This window comes from Enterococcus sp. DIV0712 (genome assembly GCF_050554855.1).
GTDB lineage: Bacteria > Bacillota > Bacilli > Lactobacillales > Enterococcaceae > Enterococcus > Enterococcus faecalis.
In genome coordinates this window covers 1,579,203-1,602,829 of sequence record NZ_CP187333.1, presented here as the reverse complement: position 1 = coordinate 1,602,829, position 23,627 = coordinate 1,579,203, and the positions used below count along the sequence as shown (strand labels likewise).

At 30.4% G+C, this 23,627-nt stretch carries 24 protein-coding genes and 1 pseudogene; all 25 read left to right on the top strand.

The features are described from left to right. Window positions 1-157: 157 nt before the first annotated feature. Window positions 158-757, top strand: coding sequence for a bis(5'-nucleosyl)-tetraphosphatase (symmetrical) YqeK (yqeK, locus tag IGL42_RS07705; protein WP_104671129.1), 600 nt, complete (start codon window positions 158-160; stop codon window positions 755-757). 502 nt (window positions 758-1,259) lie between these two features. After that, complete coding sequence (locus tag IGL42_RS07700; protein WP_104671130.1) at window positions 1,260-1,667, top strand: NUDIX hydrolase; 408 nt, start codon at window positions 1,260-1,262, stop codon at window positions 1,665-1,667. Window positions 1,668-2,360: 693 nt separating this feature from the next. Beyond that, window positions 2,361-3,077: a DUF7006 family protein gene (locus tag IGL42_RS07695; RefSeq protein WP_104671131.1), complete on the top strand. Its 717-nt coding sequence runs from the start codon at window positions 2,361-2,363 to the stop codon at window positions 3,075-3,077. Window positions 3,078-3,350: 273 nt separating this feature from the next. Next, window positions 3,351-4,337 (top strand): hypothetical protein, encoded by a 987-nt coding sequence (locus IGL42_RS07690; RefSeq protein ID WP_104671132.1) that lies wholly within the window; start codon window positions 3,351-3,353, stop codon window positions 4,335-4,337. Between the two features lie 90 nt (window positions 4,338-4,427). Continuing rightward, window positions 4,428-4,925, top strand: a complete 498-nt coding sequence (locus tag IGL42_RS07685) for a hypothetical protein (RefSeq protein ID WP_104671133.1) — start codon at window positions 4,428-4,430, stop codon at window positions 4,923-4,925. Window positions 4,926-5,054: 129 nt separating this feature from the next. Next, complete coding sequence (locus IGL42_RS07680) at window positions 5,055-5,621, top strand: hypothetical protein (RefSeq protein ID WP_025193774.1); 567 nt, start codon at window positions 5,055-5,057, stop codon at window positions 5,619-5,621. A gap of 77 nt (window positions 5,622-5,698) precedes the next feature. Next, window positions 5,699-6,118, top strand: a complete 420-nt coding sequence (locus IGL42_RS07675; RefSeq protein WP_104671134.1) for a hypothetical protein — start codon at window positions 5,699-5,701, stop codon at window positions 6,116-6,118. A 148-nt stretch (window positions 6,119-6,266) separates the two neighbouring features. Further along, entirely contained in the window at window positions 6,267-6,935 is a 669-nt protein-coding gene (locus tag IGL42_RS07670; RefSeq protein WP_016626523.1) for a hypothetical protein, read from the top strand. 499 nt (window positions 6,936-7,434) lie between these two features. Next, window positions 7,435-7,866, top strand: coding sequence for a hypothetical protein (locus IGL42_RS07665; RefSeq protein WP_159157008.1), 432 nt, complete (start codon window positions 7,435-7,437; stop codon window positions 7,864-7,866). A gap of 449 nt (window positions 7,867-8,315) precedes the next feature. Beyond that, window positions 8,316-8,999, top strand: coding sequence for a hypothetical protein (locus IGL42_RS07660; protein WP_104671137.1), 684 nt, complete (start codon window positions 8,316-8,318; stop codon window positions 8,997-8,999). Between the two features lie 380 nt (window positions 9,000-9,379). Then, a complete protein-coding gene (locus IGL42_RS07655; RefSeq protein WP_104671138.1) occupies window positions 9,380-10,168 on the top strand; it encodes a hypothetical protein in 789 nt (262 codons plus the stop codon). Between the two features lie 126 nt (window positions 10,169-10,294). Then, the gene (locus tag IGL42_RS07650; RefSeq protein WP_104842594.1) at window positions 10,295-10,543 is read left to right on the top strand and encodes a hypothetical protein; all 249 of its coding nucleotides are present in this window, start codon (window positions 10,295-10,297) and stop codon (window positions 10,541-10,543) included. Window positions 10,544-10,562: 19 nt separating this feature from the next. Beyond that, complete coding sequence (locus IGL42_RS07645; protein WP_104671140.1) at window positions 10,563-11,162, top strand: 5-bromo-4-chloroindolyl phosphate hydrolysis family protein; 600 nt, start codon at window positions 10,563-10,565, stop codon at window positions 11,160-11,162. 19 nt (window positions 11,163-11,181) lie between these two features. Further along, window positions 11,182-12,105 carry a hypothetical protein gene (locus IGL42_RS07640; protein ID WP_228070338.1) on the top strand — a complete coding sequence of 308 codons (924 nt, stop codon included), beginning with the start codon at window positions 11,182-11,184 and terminating at the stop codon, window positions 12,103-12,105. A 13-nt stretch (window positions 12,106-12,118) separates the two neighbouring features. Further along, entirely contained in the window at window positions 12,119-12,979 is an 861-nt protein-coding gene (locus IGL42_RS07635) for a hypothetical protein (RefSeq protein ID WP_104842595.1), read from the top strand. A 320-nt stretch (window positions 12,980-13,299) separates the two neighbouring features. Continuing rightward, entirely contained in the window at window positions 13,300-13,638 is a 339-nt protein-coding gene (locus IGL42_RS07630) for a hypothetical protein (RefSeq protein WP_104671143.1), read from the top strand. After that, a pseudogene (locus IGL42_RS07625) lies at window positions 13,635-13,757 on the top strand (recombinase family protein); the annotation flags it as partial. The gene IGL42_RS07630 and the pseudogene IGL42_RS07625, both read left to right, overlap by 4 nt. Before the next feature lie 229 nt (window positions 13,758-13,986). Beyond that, complete coding sequence (locus tag IGL42_RS07620) at window positions 13,987-15,468, top strand: helix-turn-helix domain-containing protein (protein WP_104671144.1); 1,482 nt, start codon at window positions 13,987-13,989, stop codon at window positions 15,466-15,468. Further along, on the top strand, window positions 15,465-15,809 hold the full coding sequence (locus IGL42_RS07615; protein WP_104842596.1) for a hypothetical protein: 345 nt from the start codon (window positions 15,465-15,467) through the stop codon (window positions 15,807-15,809). Before IGL42_RS07620 ends, IGL42_RS07615 begins: the two co-directional genes overlap by 4 nt. 23 nt (window positions 15,810-15,832) lie before the next feature. After that, entirely contained in the window at window positions 15,833-19,414 is a 3,582-nt protein-coding gene (locus IGL42_RS07610; RefSeq protein ID WP_231607600.1) for a SpaA isopeptide-forming pilin-related protein, read from the top strand. A gap of 207 nt (window positions 19,415-19,621) precedes the next feature. Then, on the top strand, window positions 19,622-21,547 hold the full coding sequence (locus IGL42_RS07605) for a MucBP domain-containing protein (RefSeq protein ID WP_104671146.1): 1,926 nt from the start codon (window positions 19,622-19,624) through the stop codon (window positions 21,545-21,547). 177 nt (window positions 21,548-21,724) lie between these two features. Next, window positions 21,725-22,183 carry a hypothetical protein gene (locus IGL42_RS07600; RefSeq protein ID WP_104671147.1) on the top strand — a complete coding sequence of 153 codons (459 nt, stop codon included), beginning with the start codon at window positions 21,725-21,727 and terminating at the stop codon, window positions 22,181-22,183. Between the two features lie 12 nt (window positions 22,184-22,195). Beyond that, window positions 22,196-22,573 carry a sigma-70 family RNA polymerase sigma factor gene (locus IGL42_RS07595; protein ID WP_104671148.1) on the top strand — a complete coding sequence of 126 codons (378 nt, stop codon included), beginning with the start codon at window positions 22,196-22,198 and terminating at the stop codon, window positions 22,571-22,573. Window positions 22,574-22,659: 86 nt separating this feature from the next. Next, window positions 22,660-22,872 (top strand): helix-turn-helix domain-containing protein, encoded by a 213-nt coding sequence (locus IGL42_RS07590; RefSeq protein WP_104671149.1) that lies wholly within the window; start codon window positions 22,660-22,662, stop codon window positions 22,870-22,872. Window positions 22,873-23,281: 409 nt separating this feature from the next. After that, window positions 23,282-23,584, top strand: a complete 303-nt coding sequence (locus tag IGL42_RS07585; RefSeq protein WP_104671150.1) for a DNA-binding protein — start codon at window positions 23,282-23,284, stop codon at window positions 23,582-23,584. Window positions 23,585-23,627: the final 43 nt, after the last annotated feature.

The window sequence follows — 23,627 nt, the reverse complement described above, 5'->3', positions numbered from 1 at the left end:
AGTCTTAATATTAGGATGATTAGAGATGATAGTGTTTTAAAAATTAAAAAAATTAGTTATAACAAATAAATTATAAGAAGAATAAAAAGATAAAGAATAGCGCCTTGAAATTTTTTGTGTATTTTTAATTCATTTTAGAAGTCAGGAGTGTTGCAGAATGAAACAAATTGAAGAATATAATATTGACTTTTCATCTACTAGTTTAGATATTCAGGTCCAAGAATTCTTTCAATATTATGACATGCCACAAATTGCTGTTCATTCTTTTGAAGTTGCCAATGAAGCAAAAAAAATAGCTGAAATTTATAAAGTATCTACAAAGAAAGCATATATCGCTGGTTTGTTGCATGATATAAGTGCTGTGATTCCTAACGGTGAACGAATAGAAATACACAAGAAGTTAGGAGAACAAATTTATCCTGAAGAAAAGCAGTTGCCTATGTTGCTTCATCAAAAACAGTCTGTTTGGATTGCAAAGGAGTTTTTTTATGTAAAAGATTGTGATGTTCTATGTGCTATAGGGTGCCATACAACTTTAAAGAAGAATGCATCTGAATTGGATAAAGTAGTATACCTTGCGGATAAAATAAAGTGGGACAGAGGCTATACTCCACCATATCTAAACGAGTTAACTGTTAATCTTAAGGAGTCTTTAGACGCAGCCTGTAGGGTATATATTAAATGGGCTTTATCAGATGTTGTTGTTCTCCATCCTTATTTAAAAGATGCAATAAATGACTTAAAATTTATTGAGTAACACTCTTTTTTTGGAAATTATTCTAAAGATGGAATGATCACTTTCCGCGCACGGTATTTATCGCAGATAACATTTCTCGAATAGTATCAACAGTAGAAAAAAATTGTTCAACAAAAGAATCAAAAAAAGCGTATCATAATCCATATGTTGTATTAAGTTGTATTTATGTGAAAGTATCATTCATTTTCCACTGATCGTGAGTCAATTTTATGCTATCTAGAATTTTTTTCTAAATTAATTAACAAATCGGATTCTAATTGTTGGTGAAAAATCGTATAAGGAATTAACTGGAAAAATTATTGATTATTTTACGTCATTAAAAAATAATAATAAAAAAATTGTAATTTCATTAACATTAAAGATAGCAGAACAAGTACAATCGTTAATATGAAAAATATACTTGGAGGGATTTAATGAACGCAAAGTATTACTAAGAATGTTTTTAAATTGCTATCTCAATAAGTAGGAAAAGCTGTTAGAGAAAAGAGAAAGGAATGATTAAATGAAAAAATGTTTTTCTAGAGTATTTATTAAAGATGATTCAGGAGACATACTTGTGTTAAGAGATAGAAAAGGGGGCTGGAATCTACCAGGAGGCAAGCAAGAGGCGTGGGAAAGCCCAATAGATTGTGCTATTCGTGAGGTGAAAGAAGAAACAGCGTTAGAAATTTCAAATCTTGAAGAAGTTTATAGTAACGTTTTAATTTTTGATGACATAAAATGGACAGCACATTTTTATTTTGCTAATGTGTCTAAAGGAAAACCAGTGTTGAATGAAAGAAATAAAATTAAGGGGATACAGTTTATTGATGATTTGAATATCGTAAACTTTTCTGTTGGCTTGGATCCGCTATTTGCTCACTTAAAGAAGACTAAAATTTTGGAAAATAAAATCACTAAGTGGAAATAAATTATTAGAAATAAATAATAATAAAAAAGGAAGGAGTGTTACTAAAGAGAAAACTTATTCAAAATATGATTTTGAAAAGTCCTTAGAATAGGTGGTTATTTGTAATAGATTAAAGACTCAAAAGCTTATTTAACAGTAACCCTGTTAACTTTTTTCATTTCAAAATATCGAGGAGTCAGTATATACCAGTTTTGGATAGAATTCGGCTGATCATTTCGTATATAATCTTCTCGCACATAAATAGAAAAAATTTAAGGAGTGTACCCTTATTGAGGAACACTCCTCTTTTGGCAATTATTCTAAAGATGAAATGTACACTTTCCACGCACGGTATTTATCGCAGATAATATTTCTCGAATAGTATCAACAGTAGCAAAAAAATTGTTCAACAAAAGAATCAAAAAAGCATATCATAATCCAAATGTTGTATTCATGTGAAAGTATCATTCATTTTTCACTGATTATGAGTCAAGTTTATGTAAATATTTTTATGTTGTCTAGATTTTTTTCTGAATTAATTAACATATCGAATTCTAATTGTTGGTGAAAAATCGTATAAGGAATTAACTGGAAAAATTATTGATTATTTTACGTCATTAAAAAATATTAAAAAAAAATTTGTGATTTCATTAACATTTAGGATAACAGAACGAGTACAATCGTTAATATGAAAAATATACTTGGAGGGATTTAATGAACGCAAAGTATTACTGGGATTTTGAGTTACAAGATATTGAAAATAGAACAATGAATAAAAATCTTTTAGAATATTTTAGCAGGAAAAAATCTGAAGCTGAATCAATTATTAAAGATGTTTGTAGGATGCCACTTACTGAAGTAGTAGCTAAACTCAATGTCATTGATGAACAATTACGACTATTTTTCTTTTATTGCTTTGAAGATGTTGGCTCTATTTGTGATGCTGAGATGATTCTTGAACTTATACAAAGTGAATACAAACAGACATTTTTAGAAGAAACAATAGAGTTACAAAATGAAAATGATAAATTATCATTCATATATTTAATTGACAATTCATTTCCTAAAAGGCCACTATGGGAATTAAATATTATAGAAATATTATCTAAAGCACTAGGGAACATCGAATCTATTAATTTGAATGATTGGAAAATCATTGCAGAATACTTCCAATATTTACAAGGTTCTGCAAAATTGATATTGAAGGATTTAGCCACAGAAACATTTAACTATCAATTTCCTAAGCTATTACTAATCGATACTAAATGTAGAAATATAGTCGATATGTTAGGAAATATTGATGTTTTAAATTGGAAAGAAATTGAATTTGTTCTCACTATTGAGAATCAAGCGAAGCAATATTTGGAGGAGTCCTTTATTTACAAAAAGAGTGGATTCTCTAGATATTCTTTTAGAAGACAAGTTGGATAACCCGGATTTAATGTAATGTCTGCTGAGAATGAAACCAGCAGTTAGAGGTGGATTATGGAGAGAAGGCTTTCAATTTGGTTGAAGCCTAGCATAAAATAGGAAAAAAAGTTAAAAATGAACAAGAACAGTATTTAACATCAAACAGAGTTCATAGTAAATCAAACTTATATGATCTGATAAATCAGTGAATAATATTGGTAGTGTATAGGTAGCGATTATGTTAGGAAAATTTAATAGATATAGTATCGTTTGAATTGAGAAAGGAGTCCAGAAATGTTTGTTAAATTTCTGGTTATTCATCTTTTATTACGTATATTACCTATTCTAATTCCATTTGTAGTTGGGCTTATTCAGCTAGGGATTGAAATAGTGTTATCTTACGTTTTAAAAGAAATAAAAGTTTCATGGTTAAATGCAAATCGTCGAAATATAGGTGTTCTTATTACAGTTGGTTTAATAACAGTCGTGGTTAGCCAAGCAGTTCAGTTTTATCTTTTAAATGGAGGGTTCTTTTGGTTGGCTTTACTTAGCTTTGGACTCTATCTTCTCTATTTTTTATGTCCTTATTTAAGTTTACTTATTTTTTGGAAACCTACTACATTTATATCAAAAATAGGTGTGGGATTTCTTAGCATATGGACTATTTTGATTTTAAAGGCAGAGCCAATTATTTATTTAGATGAAGGAGGAGTTTCATATCGAGAAGCGAATATATACCTAAAAATACTATCTGTTATTTTAGGTATAGGATTGTATCTTTGCTTAACAGTCCTCCAAACGCTACTTATTCGGCATGAAGTAACTAAAAAATCAACGCCAATAATTCCAGAAGTTACTGTATTGAATAAAATGAAGAAATATATCCTATCTTTATTTAAGAGTATATATTTTGTATTCAAAAAAAGTTGGTTTAGTAGTTTAATTGTGATTGTTACTGCACTTTTTCCTATGCTGTTAGTTTTTATTGGTTGGAAGTTAGAAGTGATACTTACGGATAGTTTACCATTCTTTTTGGGGATTACATTCATTGTTTTGCTAATGAGTATATCTAATTTATTGTCTATTCGTAATCGCTGGGTAAATATAATTCGTTATTTTCTGTACTTTTCCATGTATTTATTACTAATTAAAATTTTATCTCCAATAGAGATATCTGAAATGAATAGATTTAGTGTACTGCTCTTTTGGTTCCCACTTTCTGTACATTTAGCATTCATTGTTCCGTTGATAATAAATAGTTTGAAAAAATATCTTAAATAGAATGTATGGAATTACTATTTTTTTTAGGATTTATGAAAAAAGTTTAGTAAAGTGCATTATATATATCATTAGAAAAGGAGAACTTGCGTCATGGGAGAAGCGAAAAATAGGAAAATTTTTAAAATTCAAAATGAGAACTATTATGGTAATTTTTTATTAAATTTATTCATGAGGGGGAAACCAGTGATTGAAATATCTCCTGAAGGCGTTAGAAGAAATTATTCACGGAAAACTATTTTTATTCCTTGGACAGAAATAGTGACAATTTTTGATGATTTTATTCTTGTGCCAAAAAGTTTTTCAGATCATGATGTAATTGGTATAACTGTTACAAATCAATATGCTATAGATAACTATCAAAAATTTTTTTCAATTAAAGAAGTTATTCGAAAAGAGAAACCTTCTAGATTTTCTGATGGTCTATCAAAGACAACAGGCAATATAAAAATAAAGCATGATTTTGAAAATGAAAAGGTTATTCTCTGCATCTATTATAAGCAGCATCTGAAAAATAAGGGCAAGGGTTTATTTACTAGCTTAGAATCAAATTTAGAAATAAGTAAGTTGGGTTACTCATATAAGAGATGATGGCAAAGGATGCTAAGTATATTATTTATTAACTTATACCGTTATTTTGATTGAACCAACAGAGGGTGTAAGTAGAAACTAAAGAATAAGTAAAGTTATTTTAGAGATGAATTATTGGAGGTAGCTTAATTGGAAGATAGCTCAGAGGTTTATGTAATGAGCCAATGGAAATTTAAATTTGTAGTATTTTTATGGTGTGCTTTTCAGTTTATTCTGTGGTTTTTGTATATGAATTTTTTTGGCAAATATACAGTATGTTTCCTGTTTACTTTTGTTATTTGGCAGATTTTAACTGAGACAGGATATTATCTTGCGTTTAAATTAGGATATCATTCAACACCAGAAGGGAAAACAATATCAAATGGTCGTGGAGGTCGTTTACAGTTTCCAGATTTTGTAAAGAATGATCAAGAGTATCTCATTCGAAGAAGAAACCTTACAAGAAAAGAAAAAAGAATTCGTTTAATATTTTCAATGACATGTGCAGCAATTTTGAGTATTTTTTTAATTGGTTCACTAGGTTTGTTTACGACACTTAGCTCAGCTAATAATTTTTTATCATTGATAATTTTTGTATTAATTTTATTGGCGGTTTTTGGTATTTGGAAAGGCTATCAAGTTCTATTTAGACGGGTATTTAACTTGGAAATCGCATGGAAAGAAAATAATCGGCCTGTCTTCAAATATAAGAAATAAACATTTGTTTTTCGTAATGATTGTTATTTGTTTAGTAGCTATGGTGATAAATAATAAGTAGTAAAAGAGGTGGTAAAATGGGAATAATCGTACAACATGATGAAATCATTTCAGTATTAAAGCAATTAGATATATATAATGAGGATGAGCTTATCATATATGCTACGCTAAAAACTAGTCAGCCGTTATATACTCGAATGAATGAACTTGATTTACGTAATTATATTGTTGAAGGTGTATGGTTAGCCGTTAGCAAAAATGATGTAAAGATTTTACCTGTTAATCAGCTAGGAAAATTACAAGAAGTAGTTACTGTTATTTCCAAAAAGGATCTTGATAGTTTAAGTATTGAGAGAAATTTATTTCTATATACTATTACAATGAAAGATTTGAAAGGAAATAGTGCTATCTTTAAAGTTTCAAGCAGAATTGTAGGAAACCGAAATCATCATTTAGATTTTATAAAATTAGTTGAACATTTGGATAAATCTGATTAGTTTTATTGATTATTAAACTTAAAAAATTGGAGAGAAGTGAAGTATATAGTGAAAATTTTTTTGTATTGAAGACAGATCTGAAGATATTGAAAATACAATTGAGTCTGATTGGGGTTCGATTAAAAGCGATTTCGATTGGTGATAAGATATGCTTGGCATAAAGCATTCTTCAGTACAAGGATATGTGGTTCTCTATTTCAAGGAGAAAGTGTATCTAGTTAATACTATTGATATGTCTCTATTTAGCTTATCTAAGTCGCCAGAACAAGTAGTTTTTGATGCTTATTTGCTCGACCAACAAGCAGTATCATATTTTGAAGCAGGAAATAATAAAAAAATGAGCTCCGTTTCGGCAGTACTCTTAACACAGTCGCTTGTAGCGGTAATATATAATTTAGGAAAGTATACATTTCAGAACTTTGAGGTTAGTTACTCCGTAGCAATTAAAGCACTGTTGTTGTTTATTTCCATATTTATAACTCTACTGTCTAGTAAGATCTATTTGAAACCACTAAAAAAGAAAATACCGAATCATATTGTAACACCAAATAACCACTTTTCTTTGAGGACTTACAAGCCTAAAGATAAAATTTGTAAAAGAAATTTTTTCAAAGATGGATTAGGCTTTCTACTTATGATAGTACTGGTAGGAACACCTCTTTATTTATATTTTAAAATAAATAACGGAGGGGAAAGCATATTATTGATGGTGGTATCTGCTATAGTTTTCATTCTATATGTTTCAACCAAAATGAGTCCAATTGCAGCCCCTGCTTATAAAGATTACGATTTTATAATTACAAAAAATGATAATTAGCAGGTAGTACAACATTTATAGAATATTTTTTAAAGGAATAAGTGAAATTAGGATATTTAAGCCAGTTACCTTTTTCTTTATCGCTTAAATTCAAAAGAGATATGGGTGGAGAATCACTTAAAATATTAGGGATTCACATACTTAATCTTAGTAATGTTGTTCTAACAAATGTTTTTGTAGGAAAATAGATTGATGGATTATTTACTAGATAGGTAAGATGATTAAAACTTTGTTAAAAGGTCTATGTTTAATTATTTAAAGGAGATCAAAAAATTTATTAATGAAAAAAATTATTTATATTGGTGAATGTAAAGACGCAATTATTTATTACGATACAAAAAATAATAAACCACTGAAAGCTATCAAAAGTAAACGCTCAAAGACTAAAAAGACAAGAAAAAATTATAGACAGATTTGTGTCATTGTTAGCGTCATATTCTTAATTAAAGAGTTAAGTATACTTTCTCCGTTTGGGAGTTCCTTTAGTGGGAGGTATACAATGTCTACAGTTTTATTTTTAAGTTTATTATGGACACTAGAATTTATCTCGCTTACAGCAGTTGTTTATAAAGTTTTATACAAAAATGTAGAACAAGCAGTACCTACTAACAGCAAGGAATTTGGCTATGCTATTAAAAGTAATGATTTATGGAATATCTTTAATAATAAAAAAGTTACGATATATAAAAAGTTGAGTATGTTTGTTTTAACAACTGTGGTAGGTCTTTTAACTATCAGCATTGTTCCTATGCTTTATATGATAAACATTCAAGGGGATTTTATTGGAACTAAGGTAGGTTCTGAAATTATTGGCATCTGTTTACTTGGAGTAATGCCGTTTTTAAGTGTGTTGCTAGTATGGTTAAATAATCCAGTACGTTGGTTAAATACGGTAGAAAAATATCAAAAAAAGAAAATAAAGTATGATTAAGAAAGTAGGCTTATCTTGGAAATAAATAAACAGAAATTTATATATGTTTTAAGTTACGTAGTAACAATGATTGGTCTATTCTTGTGGAATGGTCCGATGTACATTTTTTTTAGTATATTTGGTCTAGGTCTTCCGTTAGTTCCAATGATATTACCAATAGTCGGTATGGTAATGTTGCTAAAAAGTATATCAAAAAAAGGAGTGATATTAGGGTTCGTGCTAACTTTACCAATATTAGGGGTATTAGTGGCCACAATTTTATCATTGCCTTTAAGAACAAACATAGATACGTATTCTGGGATGAAACAGCTTACTCCCATTTACGTTACACTTATGATTTTGATAGGGGGAAGCCTATTTTTTATTATGTCGATATATTTGCTGAAAAACCAGCTAGTTATAATTGAAAAGGAGGCAGATAAACCCAAAATGAAAGGAGGGAAATGATTATGGTGCTACCCTTAACTAAAATGTGGTTTGTAGCAGATTATTGGGGAAAATCAGAACTCTCTGGTACTAACATATTTGCAGAATATGACATATTAGGAAAAAAAGTTGTCTGGAAAAAATTTTCTAAACAGGATATGGAAAATCAAAATCATAAGGTAAAAAAACTTCTCTATTTTTTACCTTTTACTTCTCTATTTATCATTGTACCTTTCACTGTTTTCTTAGGAAACTATACAAAAAAGCAAGCAACTCCTTTGGATAGGCTGGGGAGTTTTGGAATGTTTGCTCCTTTGTTAACAGGGGGTTTATTGTTTCTGATACTTGAATACCTTATGCTTTATAGAAGAAGGTATTCGGAAGTAATAGATGCTCCAGCAAAGTATAATCAATATACGTATTTTGAAGAGTTGTATGAACGTTCGGTGAAAAATAATGATGCGGTTGGAAAATATAAAACTCCCTATTTAGTGAGTGGTTTGTCTATTCTATTTTTAAGCGTTGTAGTAATTCCGATAATGTTTTGGCTTTATAATATGAAAGGAACATTTTTTGAATTTTTCGTGAAATTCATATTATTATCATTTTTATGTTCGATAGTACTATCAACTATATGGAATGGCATTATTAAAAGTGTTATTACAAAAAAAATAATAAATAAACTAGCTGAGGAACTAGAGATATAAATAGAATGAAATTTAATTATTGTACTAAGTATCTGTTAATTTCAACATGGTTCTATGATAGGCTCTAAAGAAATAATATTTAAATTTAAAATTTTGAATAGAGTTCTAGAAAATGAAAAATAACTTATGTATTCTGTCAAATTAAAAGAAACATGATGATTTTACATGCAAAAGCAGATTGCACTTTTATATTGGATTTCTCGAAAGTGGTCAAAGAAGTAACTTTGTATTTTCACAGCTACTATATGCTACAGGTTAGATATTAATTTGAATAGTGATCTTTTGAATTAAGTATGAGAAATATCATTATGTCTATGGTATGTGGAAAACAGAATAGTTTATTTCAATTTTTATAAAACGGGCAAAGAATGGAGTAACCGATGAAAAAATTTTTAATTGTAAGTATTTTAATTGTAAGTATCTTTTTTTCAGGATGTACTAAAAATTCAATAAACACTATGGAAAATAAGAGAAGCTCTTCTACAGAAAATAAAGAAGTAAAATATAACACCGTGAAAAATCAAAAAGAGTTATTAAATAGTATCAAAGAAGTAGCTGTTGATAAGGACGAAAAAATGTGGAATAAATATTCTAGTGAGCACGAACTTAGAACTTCCGATAATGGTGTAAAAAAATTAGTAGGTTTGGATGGCAAAAATGAGTTAGTGGGTTATAAAACATATAAAATAATAGATTCTTGGATGTTGGAAAGTTCTCTTACTAAAGATAAAGAAAAAGATGCTGTTTGGGAAATTATTGGTAGGAATGACTTGAATTCTTATGTTGAAGTCTACATGTTACCAGTCTATACAGGAGATGTTGCTAATTTGGGTGGTGAAAGATTGTCAGAAGATGATTTGGATGATATTTTAGCAAATGATGGTGCTAAATTTGTCCAAACTGGGATGACTCAAATTGAAGGGGAAAATTGGCATATTGGTCTAGAAATGGGTGATGATAACAATGCCATAAGAACTACATTTTATCAAATGGAAGCTGCTAAAGGGAGTTTCAATGAATCTGTTCTGGTAGCGCAAGTAATGGTACCGTTAAATAAAGTTATGCAATCAAGGGAAAATAAACAAGAATTCTTAGAACAAATTTCTCAAGTCAAAAAAATGTTAACAACTTTTAGTGAAACAAAAGAAAAAGAAGTGTCTGTTTCTTAATCTAAAGTAAATTTAGATCAGTTGAATTAAGTATGAGAAATTTCATTATATTAATAGTATACGGAATAGGAGAAATTTATGTTTAAATACAATCACCCCATTTTATTTGTTATAGGAGTGCTAATCATGTATGGTTATTGGACAATTTCTTATCACTTTTTTAGTTTTTTAGTTAAACATATCGGTGTAGCTTGGCTGAAAAGAATACGTCATTTGTCAATTATTTTTGCATGGGGTATTATGTTAACCGCATGGTGGGTAAATGATATTATGGATATTATAATTGGCACTTTCACTTTTGGACTAGTCATTATATTAGCAACCATGTTTGCTTTGACTTCTAATACAATCAAATACGTTATGAAAAAGCAATGAACTTTTTTTCATTGGTTAGGTGAAAAATAGGATAACAATAATCATATGGATTTTTGTTCATTATGCAAAGAAGTTGGAGGATATATTAATGTATTTTTATATTTTGTTATTTTTACTTATTGTTACATTGGCATTAACAGCCTTTGATATTATGAAACGCTACAAATTGAAAGTAGCACAAACAACTGCTATCCGTCAATTTCAAGAAACTAATGAAATGAGTGTCGGTGATTTACAAATTTTTAAAGAGACGATGGGTGACGCAAAGAAGTTAATCATCGAAGCAGAATATTCATCGAGTCAATTAAAGGATATGCCGGAAGAAGTGACACAAGCATTACAGGCAAGTAAAGAAATTTTTAGTAATTTAATGGTCAAACCTAAAGATTTGATTTTGTATGGTGATTTTTTATACCGGACGTTACCAGCATTTACGAGTGCTTTGGAACGAGCAAACAAAATGAATGAGATGCAGTTAAATAGTATGGAGTACAAGCAGAATAAAGAAGAAGTAACTCGATTTTTAATTGATTTGAGTGCGAACATATTGGAAGATTATGGGCAATATATGAATGAAGAGTTTGAAGAGACCAAAATTGCACATGAAATTACGCAGTAATGGATAGAGGTGAATGGTAATGGAAGAAAAAGAAGTGACGTTTTATGAAAAATATGATCAATTATTTGAAAAACCTAAGTTAAAAGGGGTAGACGATCGAAAGAGAAAAATTCTTATTTTAGGAGGAATTATCTCGATTGCTTTAGCAGCAGTTATTCCGTATGTGTCAACTATTATTGTGATACGTAGTAGTGAGAGAATTATTGCCAAAAGTCAAAAACGATTAGATGAACTCAAAGCATCAGATGAATTTACAGAAGTTCCAATTTTAAAACAAAATATGACTGTAAAATATCCGCCAAATTATAAAACAGTGAAACCTTACAACTTAAAATTTGATGGTCATATACTAAATTTTGGGAATGGTTACCAGTTAGAAATAAATGGTTTTAGCACTATTGAAAATGATATTGATAAGTATTCTGTGAAGCCTGCTGAAAACTATGATACGGTCAACATTTTATTACAAGGTGAAGGTGAAAGACTAAGTTATCAAACCACGAATGATGGGAAAACTCATTTTTACGACAAAAATAACCCGTACGAGATTTCGACTTTTGTTCCCTTGCAGGCATCAGGAAATTTATTGGATAGCTTAGATTTTTCAAAAATGAAAGAAAAAGGGTCATTTTTGTCGCTCTTTCAACAACAAGATATCGGTGAGATGAAAACTGGTGTAGTTGTTAATGCATCACCTTCTCATGGGGTGTCAGATGAGTTAGGTAATATTAAACAAACAAATCTTTCCTTTACGAAATACTGGTTATTCCCAGATGGTGTTGGTCTGATTGCAAATATTAGTAGTGTCTACTTAGATGATTTTTCGAAAATAGATGACTTCAATCAGTTGAACGGCGAAAAGATGAAAAAATTAGATGAATTGACTAATGGAGATTATAGTTGGCTGCTTTCTCATTTTGAAATGACTCAAGTTGCACAGTAAGGATGGATTTTAGATGAAAAAAAATGCTATGTTGACAGTAGGGACGAGCTGTTCTTTTGGATGCTTAACAGTAATACTATTTTTAACAGGACTTATCGTTACCAGTTGTCATGTGCCTAATAAAATCTATGGTCCCTACGAAAAAGATGGTAGAGAGTATTATCAGAAGGTACTCGGTATTGATGTAACATTTTCTCATTCTTTTTTGTATACGACAGAAGCAGGACACTTTGATATTACAGCAAATTTTAAACAATCTCAAAAGACAAATGAGCTGTTTTCTCTGTATATAAACTCACAAGAAGATAAGAAAAGTTATTCATTCATGGCAACCTCTCCAGAAGCGAATGTTGTCGGTTTATCTAAAAAAGAAACACATCTTTTAGAAAAATCAAACACATTCTCAGAATTTAACCGCCCTGTTTCTGATCTATTACAAGATTTATTGCATCCCACGGATATTGGAACGATAAATCGACTGGCAAATGGGGCAAGTGTGTCATTCTATTCGACAGATCTATCCTTTTGGAAAAATTTTTTGAAAAATTATGATAAATTAAACAAACAGACATACGCTGATTGTTTAGCGTGGCTTACAAAACAAGTAAATAATGATAGCTATTTTTATGTGAGAAGATCATTTAGTTCAGAAGACTTGCCGGTATCCGTTCTTCACGACACGGTCATAGGTAATTTGCCTCAAATGGAAAACAAATTAAAAGAGGAAGCGTTTCCTGAAGAAATCGTCAAAAATTTCCCACCTGGCACACTATTTAAAGTAGATTGGGATTTTGCAGATTCCACTCATATCTATGAATCAGATCAATCAGGGCACTTAGTAGATAGCCGATATAAGTATCCTGTTTCCTATTAATTGAGAAGGAAGAGCTAAATGTAGAGCTCCTCAAACTTAGAACTTTGGTATTCTTTTTCATTTTGAAAAATGTAAGCGGCGTTTATCTTTGCAGACGGACAATTAGTGCAAAAAATATTAGTAGAAGAAGGACTAGCACATGTCGCTTAAACAAATCTTACCAAAAGTGACTATTTAAACGAATTGAATGAAGTACAAGAGCAAGCAAAACAAAGAAAAAAAGGAATCTGGGGCCTAGAGGACTATGTAACGCACAAAGAATTTAGAGTATAGGATTTGAAAAGGCTCATTAAACTTTGCAAAAATAGGAGGAGTGGCATTTGGAACAAGTATTTTTAATTATTGGTAGTACAGTTATAGGGGGAATCAGTGTTTTTATAATAGTTTTTTTTATAATAAAACTCAATCTCAATACTAGAGGTGTTTACCAGTTGTATTGGACTACTCAAACAAATTTATTTTCTATCAAAGTTTTTAAGGGGCAATTTAGAATCAAAGCAAATAACTTAAATTCAGCAGAACAAATAGGTGTTAAAAAGCTACAAGAAAAATATCAAGATAAAGAATGGTTTAAGGATATTAAATTTACTGTTAGAGGTGGAGGAGAGAAAAGCGTTTTTGAAAGAGAAGATTGGATACTTTTGAGAAACATATTATGAGTAAAATTGATTATGCACGAGTGAGTAGTAAAGAACAAAATCTAGATAGGCAATTAGAAGCATTACAGAGCGTTTCTAAAGTCTTTTCAGATAAGGTGTTTAGCAGACAATCTACTGAATAGCCATACTGGTTCAATAGAGTTAAGTCGTGATATTTTTATTTGTTTTTTTTCTATTTGAAGAAAAACAAATAAAATTAGACAGAACTCCTAGTTTTATTTCTAATTAACTTTATTATAATTATTGTTAATCAAAGCAATTCTTTAAGTATCTTATTAGTCATATGCTATTATATAGTCCAGGTTACGTTGGAAAAATTTAATATTTAATGAGATAGGAGGAAAGTTATTGGATATTTTTAAGCTACTTGATGAAGATCAACGCTATCAATTATTTATAATTCGTTTTTTAGACGTAACGAAGGACGAGTACATCACAATTTCGAAGATAGTGGAGATAACTGGGCAGTCTAAGTTTAAAGTTATTAACTTTATTCACGCATTAAATTATGACATACGTAAGTTTAAAGAGAATTGTAAAATAGCTATACAAGATGACCTTATAATCACAGAGAACGTAGACTTGACAATAATCAAGCTCTTGCAGATTGATTATTTTAAGACAAGTCAAACTTTTCTTTTATTAATTTATCTGCTTGAAGAAGGAGGAACCATTGAAAAATATGCAACAGATAATTTTTTGAGTACATCAAAAGCTTATGCAACAAGACGTCAGTTAATAAATTTCTTAAAGTCATTAGGAATAAAGGTGAAAAAAAATCGACTTGTTGGAGAAGAATTTGCTATTCGGAATATACTTGGCACATTAATATTTGAAGCGTTAAATGGCTATTATTCTCCCTTTTCGAACGAAATAACTATATTTGTAAAGAAGATTAGAGAGCTTTTAACTTACTTTTACAATCTTCGTTTGACACCCACGCAAGTAAAAAAAATGGAAGTATTAATAGCTATTAGTTTAATACGTTGTAAAAATGGCAATACTATTAATAACTCATTCATTACTGACTTAGATAAGTTTTTTCGTGATATAAAAAACGAAATTTATCATATTTCAAACTATATTTTTGTGGATCAAAACACATTGATGAATGAGTTTTCTTATAATTCAATGTTCTTATTTACTGAAGGCGTATTGGAAAAAGAGTTTAATGATAAATTTAACCTCAGTTACTTTGAAGAATTAGATAATAACAGTGGTAGAATAAGTGAAAAAATTATCCATAAACTTGAGGATAGTTACAATACAAAATTTTCTATAGAAATTCAAAAATTTTATACTCAACGTTTAAAACAAGCAAATAGAAGAAAATCAATTTTTAGTTTTGAAACTTCTAGTTTTGCTACAAATAATCAAGTACAGTCCGTAAGGGAGTTATATCCAATTTATTCTGAAATTGTCTGGCAGGTGATTGAAGAAGAATACATTGATGTATCAAAAGATGATTTGAGCAGATACTTTTATGATTATTTGTTTATTTTAATTGATGTAATTCCTCCTGCTAAAGTTGAACGACCTATATATGTTTGTGTTGATTTTTCTCAAGGAATCGAGTATACCAATTTTATTATTAAACAAATTGAAGGTTTTAAGGATCTTAATCTTATTATTGAATACAGATTAACATCACATACCAATATATTAATATCAAATTGTGTATGGGAGAACTTTAATGGTACACAAATAGTTTGGAAAAACCCACCTATGCCAAGTGATTGGGAATATTTTGGGAATGCTGTAATCAGAGCTAAAAGGAAGTTGTTATATGAGGATATTTCTTTTAATAAAGGAGAGGGAGAGATGAAATGAAACGTTACTTAGGTATTTTAGGCGCATATCTAATTGTTCAACCAAGCCTCTTCACAGGAATGTTAGGAAGAATAGATCAAAATGATAAGGATAAAACTGCAGAATTCAGAAAATTATCTGCTACAGTTGAATATCAAAATGATCAAGTTGTTATTACGAAAGCTAATCAGAGGAAAAAAGATAATTCAACAAAGAAAACAGATAGCATGCACTTAAATAAGTTAGAGAATTATCTTATGATATTAGAAAATGAGCCTAAGCTAAATGAAGGCACACCAAGTTCAACTCAGTTAGGGCAAAAAATGAAACATTTATCAAAAACATTTCTGTTTACTGGTTGAGAAAAAAAGAGGGAGAGATTTAATTGAAAAAAAGAGCGATTAAATTGTTTTATATATTTACAAGTTTAATTATGGTGATTGGTCAATTAGGAATAGCAGAGGTATTTGCTGAAACCGTTAGCAATGATAATTCACCAAGAGAAGAAAATCGGATTTACCATGACTATGGAGACTATCAACAAGCATTAAAGGAGTACAATAAAGAGTATGCCCAATATGAAAAAGATTTAGATGAATACAATGAGAAAAAACAAGAACATGATGATGCACAAGAGGAAGCCAATCGAATTGAAAAAGAAAATGCAGAAAAGAAAGCTGCATATGAAAAAGCATTAGAACAGTATCAAAAAGATTTAGAGGAATATAAGAAAAAACAAGATGAAATCAATGATCATAGCTCGAAAGGTCAGTATATAGGACCAAATATTTATTCAGTATATTCTCAATTACAATCTTATCTAGTAAACTATTCTGCTATGGTACAAATGTCCAATTCAGGATTATCTTTAAGTGGCGATACTCTAATTTCTGTAATTAAGAATAATATGGCGACAGATCCAATCACTGGTAGTTCTGAAGTTGAATCAAATGTTCAAAAAGTAATTGACCAATGGAATATTTTTGCAGAATTTGAAAAATCAATTTATGGAGATGCTCCATCTATGAATATTAGTGGAGTGTTTCCTGGGGCAATTAATGGCGCTTACTATGATGGATTCAAAGGTGTGGAGTTTTATCATACATTCACTAGTAATACGGGGCAAACATCAGATAATGTTCCAGTTTTTTTAGATCATCCAACAGAAGATAATATTAAGCAGGCTTTGACGGATTTATTCATCAAAACTGGTGGATCAGCATTTGATGCTGCGAATCAATCAATGGATAAAAATACATTCATGGTAGACCAAAGTATGGTCGATAAATGGTCTTCAGCATTAGAAGAGGCAAAAGCGCAAGGGTTAAATTTATATTCGACAGCAATCGAACAATACATTGAAGCTTTTAAGAAATATAATAGTTCTAATTATGAGACGGATGATTACAATAACTTCATGAATGAAATAAGTGGAGCAACTGAAACTCAGAAAAAAGCAATGAATTTAATTGGGGGAATGAATGGTGCTACATTAGAAGATGAGAATAATAGTGCTCCTTTCTATAATGATTTAAAAAATTTGTCTGTTTCTGATATGGTTAATAAATATGGGTATCTTAAACTATTAAGTAATATGGCTAGTGAAGCAACATATGGTTACTTTCACTTACTGACACCTCAGGCTGGAGAAGTGATTGTTGTAGCGACGGCTAGTTCATGGTCAAACAGTTATTATACATTTGGAAAAAGCAAGGATAATTATGAACCCAATTTAACTCCCCCAAGTGAACCTACACCACCAATGTATGAAATAGTACCAAATGTTCCTGACGAACCTGTACCACCCGTTCCACCCGTTAAACCAGTTTATGAACCATTAAATACAGTTAACTTACTTAAAGTGGATAAGGATACAAGAGAACCTTTAGCTAAAGCAAAATTTCAACTGATTAATATAACAACTAATGAAATTATAGGAACTTTCAGTAGTGACAATGACGGGCTTATAATAATTAATAATCTTAATCCTGGAAATTACTCACTTACAGAGATTGAAGCCCCAGAAGGATATATATTAGATAATACTCCAATTTCATTTATTGTTCATGGAACAGAAAATGAAAAAATTCAATTAGAAAAATCTAATACTGCTACAACTGGAAGTGTAGAGTTAATTAAAACAGATGAAAAAACCAAAGAGCGACTTCAAGGAGCAGTTTTTGAAATTAGAAATTCTAGCGGTGAGATTGTTCGTTCAGCGTTACAAACTAATTTAGAAGGAAAAATAGTAGTTGATGGATTAAAAGCAGGAGAATACTCCTTTATAGAAACTAAAGCACCAACAGGTTACGTACTAGACAATACTCCGATAAAATTTATGATTAAAAAAGATCAAACAGAAGCAGTACAAGTATCAATGTCGAACAAGTTGACACCAGGAGGTGTGGTTTTAAGTAAATCGGATGCCAAAACAGGTGAAACATTACAAGGGGCAGTATTCGAACTGCAAGACAAAAATGGAAAAGTGTTACAAAGTGGACTTAAAACGGATGCATCTGGAAAACTAGCAGTTGAAGAATTAGAACCAGGGGACTATCAATTTATAGAAACCCAAGCACCAACAGGCTATGATTTAGACCAAACGCCAGTGAAATTTGCAATTGAAAAAGGCCAAACAGAAGCAGTACAGGTTTCAATGACAAACAAGCTGACACCAGGAGGTGTGGTTTTAAGTAAAACGGACGCTAAAACAGGTGAAGTATTACAAGGGGCAGTATTCGAACTAAAAGACAAGAATGGAAAAGTGTTACAAAGTGGACTTAAAACAGATATATCTGGAAAACTAGCAGTTGAAGGATTAGAGCCAGGAGACTATCAATTTGTAGAAACCCAAGCACCAACAGGCTATGATTTAGACCAAACGCCAGTGAAATTTGCAATTGAAAAAGGCCAAACAGAAGCAGTACAGGTTTCAATGACAAACAAGCTGACACCAGGAGGTGTGGTTTTAAGTAAAACGGACGCTAAAACAGGTGAAGTATTACAAGGGGCAGTATTCGAACTAAAAGACAAGAATGGAAAAGTGTTACAAAGTGGACTTAAAACAGATATATCTGGAAAACTAGCAGTTGAAGGATTAGAGCCAGGAGACTATCAATTTGTAGAAACCCAAGCACCAACAGGCTATGATTTAGACCAAACGCCAGTGAAATTTGCTATTGAAAAAGGCCAAACAGAAGCAGTGCAAGTATCAATGACGAACAAACCTACTGTTGGTTCTGTAGTACTAAATAAAATTGATTCTGAAACTGGTGATAAATTAGCAGGAGCGGTATTTGAATTACGAGATAGCAACGGAAATATAATTTTAGAAGATTTAAAAACAGATAATAATGGAAAACTCGCTATTAATGATTTGAAACCAGGAACTTATGAATTAGTAGAAACGAAAGCGCCAGATGGATATATTTTGGATGGTACACCAGTTGAATTTACTATAAAAAGCAATACATCTATACAAAAAAAGGTAACTAAAACAAATAAAGGTAAAATCACTTCAGTGAGACTTGAAAAAAGAGATTCACGTACAAATGAAATGTTAGCAGGTGCAAGATTCAGACTGCTAAATTTTGAAGGGAAAATCATTAAAGATGATTTAGTTACAAATGAAGACGGAGTATTAACCATTGATGGATTAAAAGTAGGAAATTATCAGTTGATTGAAATGCAAGCTCCTACAGGATATATTTTGGATAATGCAGCTATTAACTTTACAATTAACAAGGACTCTTCTCTAATTAAACTAACCAAGCTCAATGCTCAAGAAAGTAATTTTTTAAATCATCAAAATTCGAGAGATTCTTCGAACTCAGGATATAGTCCAAATACGTATTCATTTAAAAGTTTACCTAAAACTGGTGAGAAAAATAGTATTTGGTTAGTCATTTTGGGAGTGATTATAATGGGCATTATTGCTATAACTTGGTTTTCAAAACGAAGAAAATAGACGCATAACAAAGTGATGGAGAAATCTCATTAAAGTACATTATCAAATTATGTTAGTAGATGCTGATACTATGTTAATCTCTATCGGTTGTATATTAAATAATTTTCAAAGTGTAAAAACGTGTAATTCTAATGGTAAATTTTGGTGATAAATTAAGTGAATATATGACAAATACTTTTACAATGTAAGAGATAGGGGTTACAAAAAATGAAAAAAATATGTATTATTTTAGGATTCTTCTCAATGATACTGATATGTAGTACAAATGTAAATGCTGAAGAAATAGATGGAACTGTTGCTGAGCCAAATCAAGAAACAATTATCTCTAATGCAAATACAGTTTCTCCGGGTGTTAATGAGGGGATAATTAATTCTACATGGGGGACTTCTCCTGTGGAATTTAATAAATCCGATGGACGACTTATTGTAAAGAAAGGAATAATTTCAACTTATACCTATATCACATCTTATGTAGACGAAGATCAAAAAATTAATAAGAGTGATGTAAAAAGTGTTGTGTTTGAAGATGGAGTACAAGCGCATGGTTTTGGTGGAGTGCTATTTGCTGCAATAAATAATTGGATCAAACTTGAAAGCATTACGGGGAGTCTAGATACATCTGGCATAAATGATATGCATTCTATGTTTTTTAATCCTACTTTGTCAAATATTGAGTTAAATAACTTTAATACATCAAATGTAACTAATATGTCCAATATGTTTGCTGGATCGCGAGTTAGTGAGCTGAATTTGAAAGATTTTGAAACATCTAATGTAACAGATATGACTGCAATGTTTCAAAATATGCCTAATCTAAGTAATTTAGATGTGAGTAACTTTGACACGTCAAGTGTAACAAAAATGAGTATGATGTTCGATACTATTCCTAACTTACAGACTTTAAATTTAGATAATTTCGATACATCAAAAGTGAGAGATATGAGTTATATGTTTAGGAGAGATTATGGTATATCAAACCTAATATTAAATACATTTGATACGTCAAATGTATTTAATATGACTAGTATGTTTGAAATGATGTCTAATCTTGAAGTTTTAGATATAAGTTCTTTTGATGTATCAAATACAGGACAAATGTACAGTATTTTTTATCAAGATTACAAGTTAAAAAACATAACATTAGGAGAAAAGTTTAAATTTAAATCTGTATCAAGTTTACCAGAAATAGATCAAAATAATGGGAACTATACGGGAAGATGGATTAAAAATAATCCAATAAAGCCACTTAGCATATATAATAGTAGTGCGTTATTTGAGGAAAATTATGATGGAAAATTACCTGGAACATATGAGTGGGAATTGTCTAACATGAAGTCAACAGGAGCAATAATCACAAGATATGTTGATGAAGATGGTAATGATATAAGCGAACCATTAATTTATGATCCTCTTGGAAGTGTTGGAGATCCATATGAAACCCAACCTATTGAGATAGAACACTGGAAATTAAAAGAAATACCTGATAATGCTAAAGGACAGTTGACAGAGAAAGAGCAAGTTGTAACTTATGTATATGAACGAGAAGATGGTGCAGCAGTAACTGTAAAATATGTAGATGAAAAGGAAAACGAGCTTTCAAAAGCTATGATCCTTCAAGGAAAGTATGGGACAGAGTATGAAAGTCAACCAGCTACAATAAAAGGTTGGAAGTTAAAACAAACACCTACTAATGCTTCGGGAACATTCACAGAAGAAGAACAAACTGTAACATATGTGTATGAACAAAAAGATGGAGCATCCGTAACAGTGAAATATGTAGATGAAAAGGGAAATGAGCTTTCAAAAACTGTGATCCTTCAAGGAAAGTATGGGACAAAATATGAAAGTCAACCAGCTACAATAAAAGGTTGGAAGTTAAAACAAACATCTACTAATGCTTCAGGAATATTCACAGAAGAAGAGCAAACTGTAACGTATGTATATGTAAAAGAGAAGAAGGCAACACCAACAACATCAACAGCACCTTCAAGCGCTTCTAAAGAAACAGCTAAAGATAGTGTAAAATTACCACAAACTGGTGAAAATACTACATTCAATACATCGTTAATGATGTTAGGTGTGTTAATTTTAGGCTTGAGTGGCTTATTAACTTATAAGTATAAATTGAAATGAATATTTGATGTAAAATAATCTGTTTTTGGACTACAAGCAAGTATAAAGATGGTAAATACACTTTGGAAAAAGTTGGTAGCACCAGTTTTATATTTAATAATAATTAACCATATTTTTAAAGAAAAGTGGTTTCAAAACTTTGAATCCTTCCTATTTACCTTATAGGAGGGATTTTTTATGTTAGATAAGCAAGAAGAGAAAAAGATTATTTATGAATTAATGAAAGAATTAATGGTAGAAAGGAGAGCATTAAGCCAACAGTATTATGAATTGAAACAGTATTTAGATTCTCTTAATCAGCTTCCTGTGGAGCCTTCAAAAAAAGAATTCAATAGAAACAATACACTTTTAGAAAAAGAAAAAATACGAAGCAAAGATGAATTCTACAAAAAAAATAAGTCTTCAAATCATATTCCATTTGACCGTATATCTAAAAATATTTTATCGATTTTAAAACAAAGCTCTGTACCACAAAGTAATAAGCAGATTTTAAAAAGGCTTAATACAGAGTATGAGCTTCATGTAACATACTCAAATTTGACGAATAATATTCTACCCAAAATGCTAAACGAATATTCTCTTCCAATCGAAAGAGCTTATCGTGGGTATTGGCAATATCGTTTGAAAAATTCATAAGGGGGAGCGTAATTGAAGGCAGAATTAGAAATTACCTATATCTTTATTAGCTACCTCACTGTTACTCTCCAACGACAAGCCAGTGCATTTTATAAAAAAAAGTTTAGAATAAATTCCTACGAATCTAAAGAATTAATTGATGAAGAAATTGATTTAACAACTGAAAATTTTAATTCCTTTGAAAAAATAGACTTTCAATTTCAATTAGAAGAATTACTTGATAACTTTCATCTTTTGACTAAAATAGAAAGGTTTATATTACTGGAAAAACATGTAAAGCAGCGTTCTGATGCTGATATTGGAAAAGCGTTACACATTAGTGGACAAATGGTCTCAAAAAAAAAGCGGAAAGCGTATGCAAAATTAAGAAAGATTTTTTCTTTTCAATAAAAGAAAAACGTATACGATCGCCTCCTTATTAATCTTAGCATCTGCTAATTAGTAGTAGCTACATCACTTTTAAGGTGGAGATAATTATGGAGATAAAAAATCTAGTTCCATTGATTCGTCTAGCTCAAAATGGAGATGAAGCAGCCATGCTGGAATTATTTTTAATGTTTGAACCATTTATTATTAAACAAGCACGTCGTTATACAAAGTATGTAGATGAAGATTGTTATCAGGAATTAGCTGTTCAATTTGTTGTTGCGGTCAATTCTTTTGATCTTAAAAAATATACAGATGAATAAATAATAAGCAGATACTTTGAAACTTTAGGTTTCAAAGTATCTGTTTTTCACTATTTATTTAGTGAAGGCATAAAAAAGCCGTTTGTTCCTTGAAAATTTAATAAGGTACTTTTAAATTACGTTCCTTGTGACCAGAGCTACAGTATAACCACGCCAAGACACTTAGTGAGCGATATATGGTTAATACCAAACTTGATGTAGGTAATCAAGTTGTGATGACGGTAACAGAATATAATGATACTTCCGCAAGGCTCCCGTAGACTGAGGAGAGGTGAAATTCCTATGTGCTTTACCTAGAGCGATTTAAAAGTGAGTAGATTTAAAGTGTTTCTGATTGACTGACTAGTAAATTAGTAGAAAAATATACGATGTCAAAAAGTCATGAAGTTTTTTTTATGGACATGGAGGGATTGAAATTAATTTAGAATCTATCGAGAAACAGTTAATTAATACATTAATTCCTTTTCTAGAGAGCTACACAACAACACTATTAAAAATAAATAGGTTACCATTGGTTTTAACTAATGATGATTTGAAAAGAGAATTTCAAATTAGTGATAGTACATTAAATCGATTAATCAAGTTAACCGATTTTCCGAGCTGTTGGTATGGTATTCGAGGTCATTATTCAAGAGATCAGATAATGAGTTGGTATAAAAAAAATGACTATGAAAACTTTAGAGAAAAAATGAAGTTATTACGTTCAATATAACCTTCAAATTTAAAAGGAAGTGCACTATAATGGTAGGTATAGA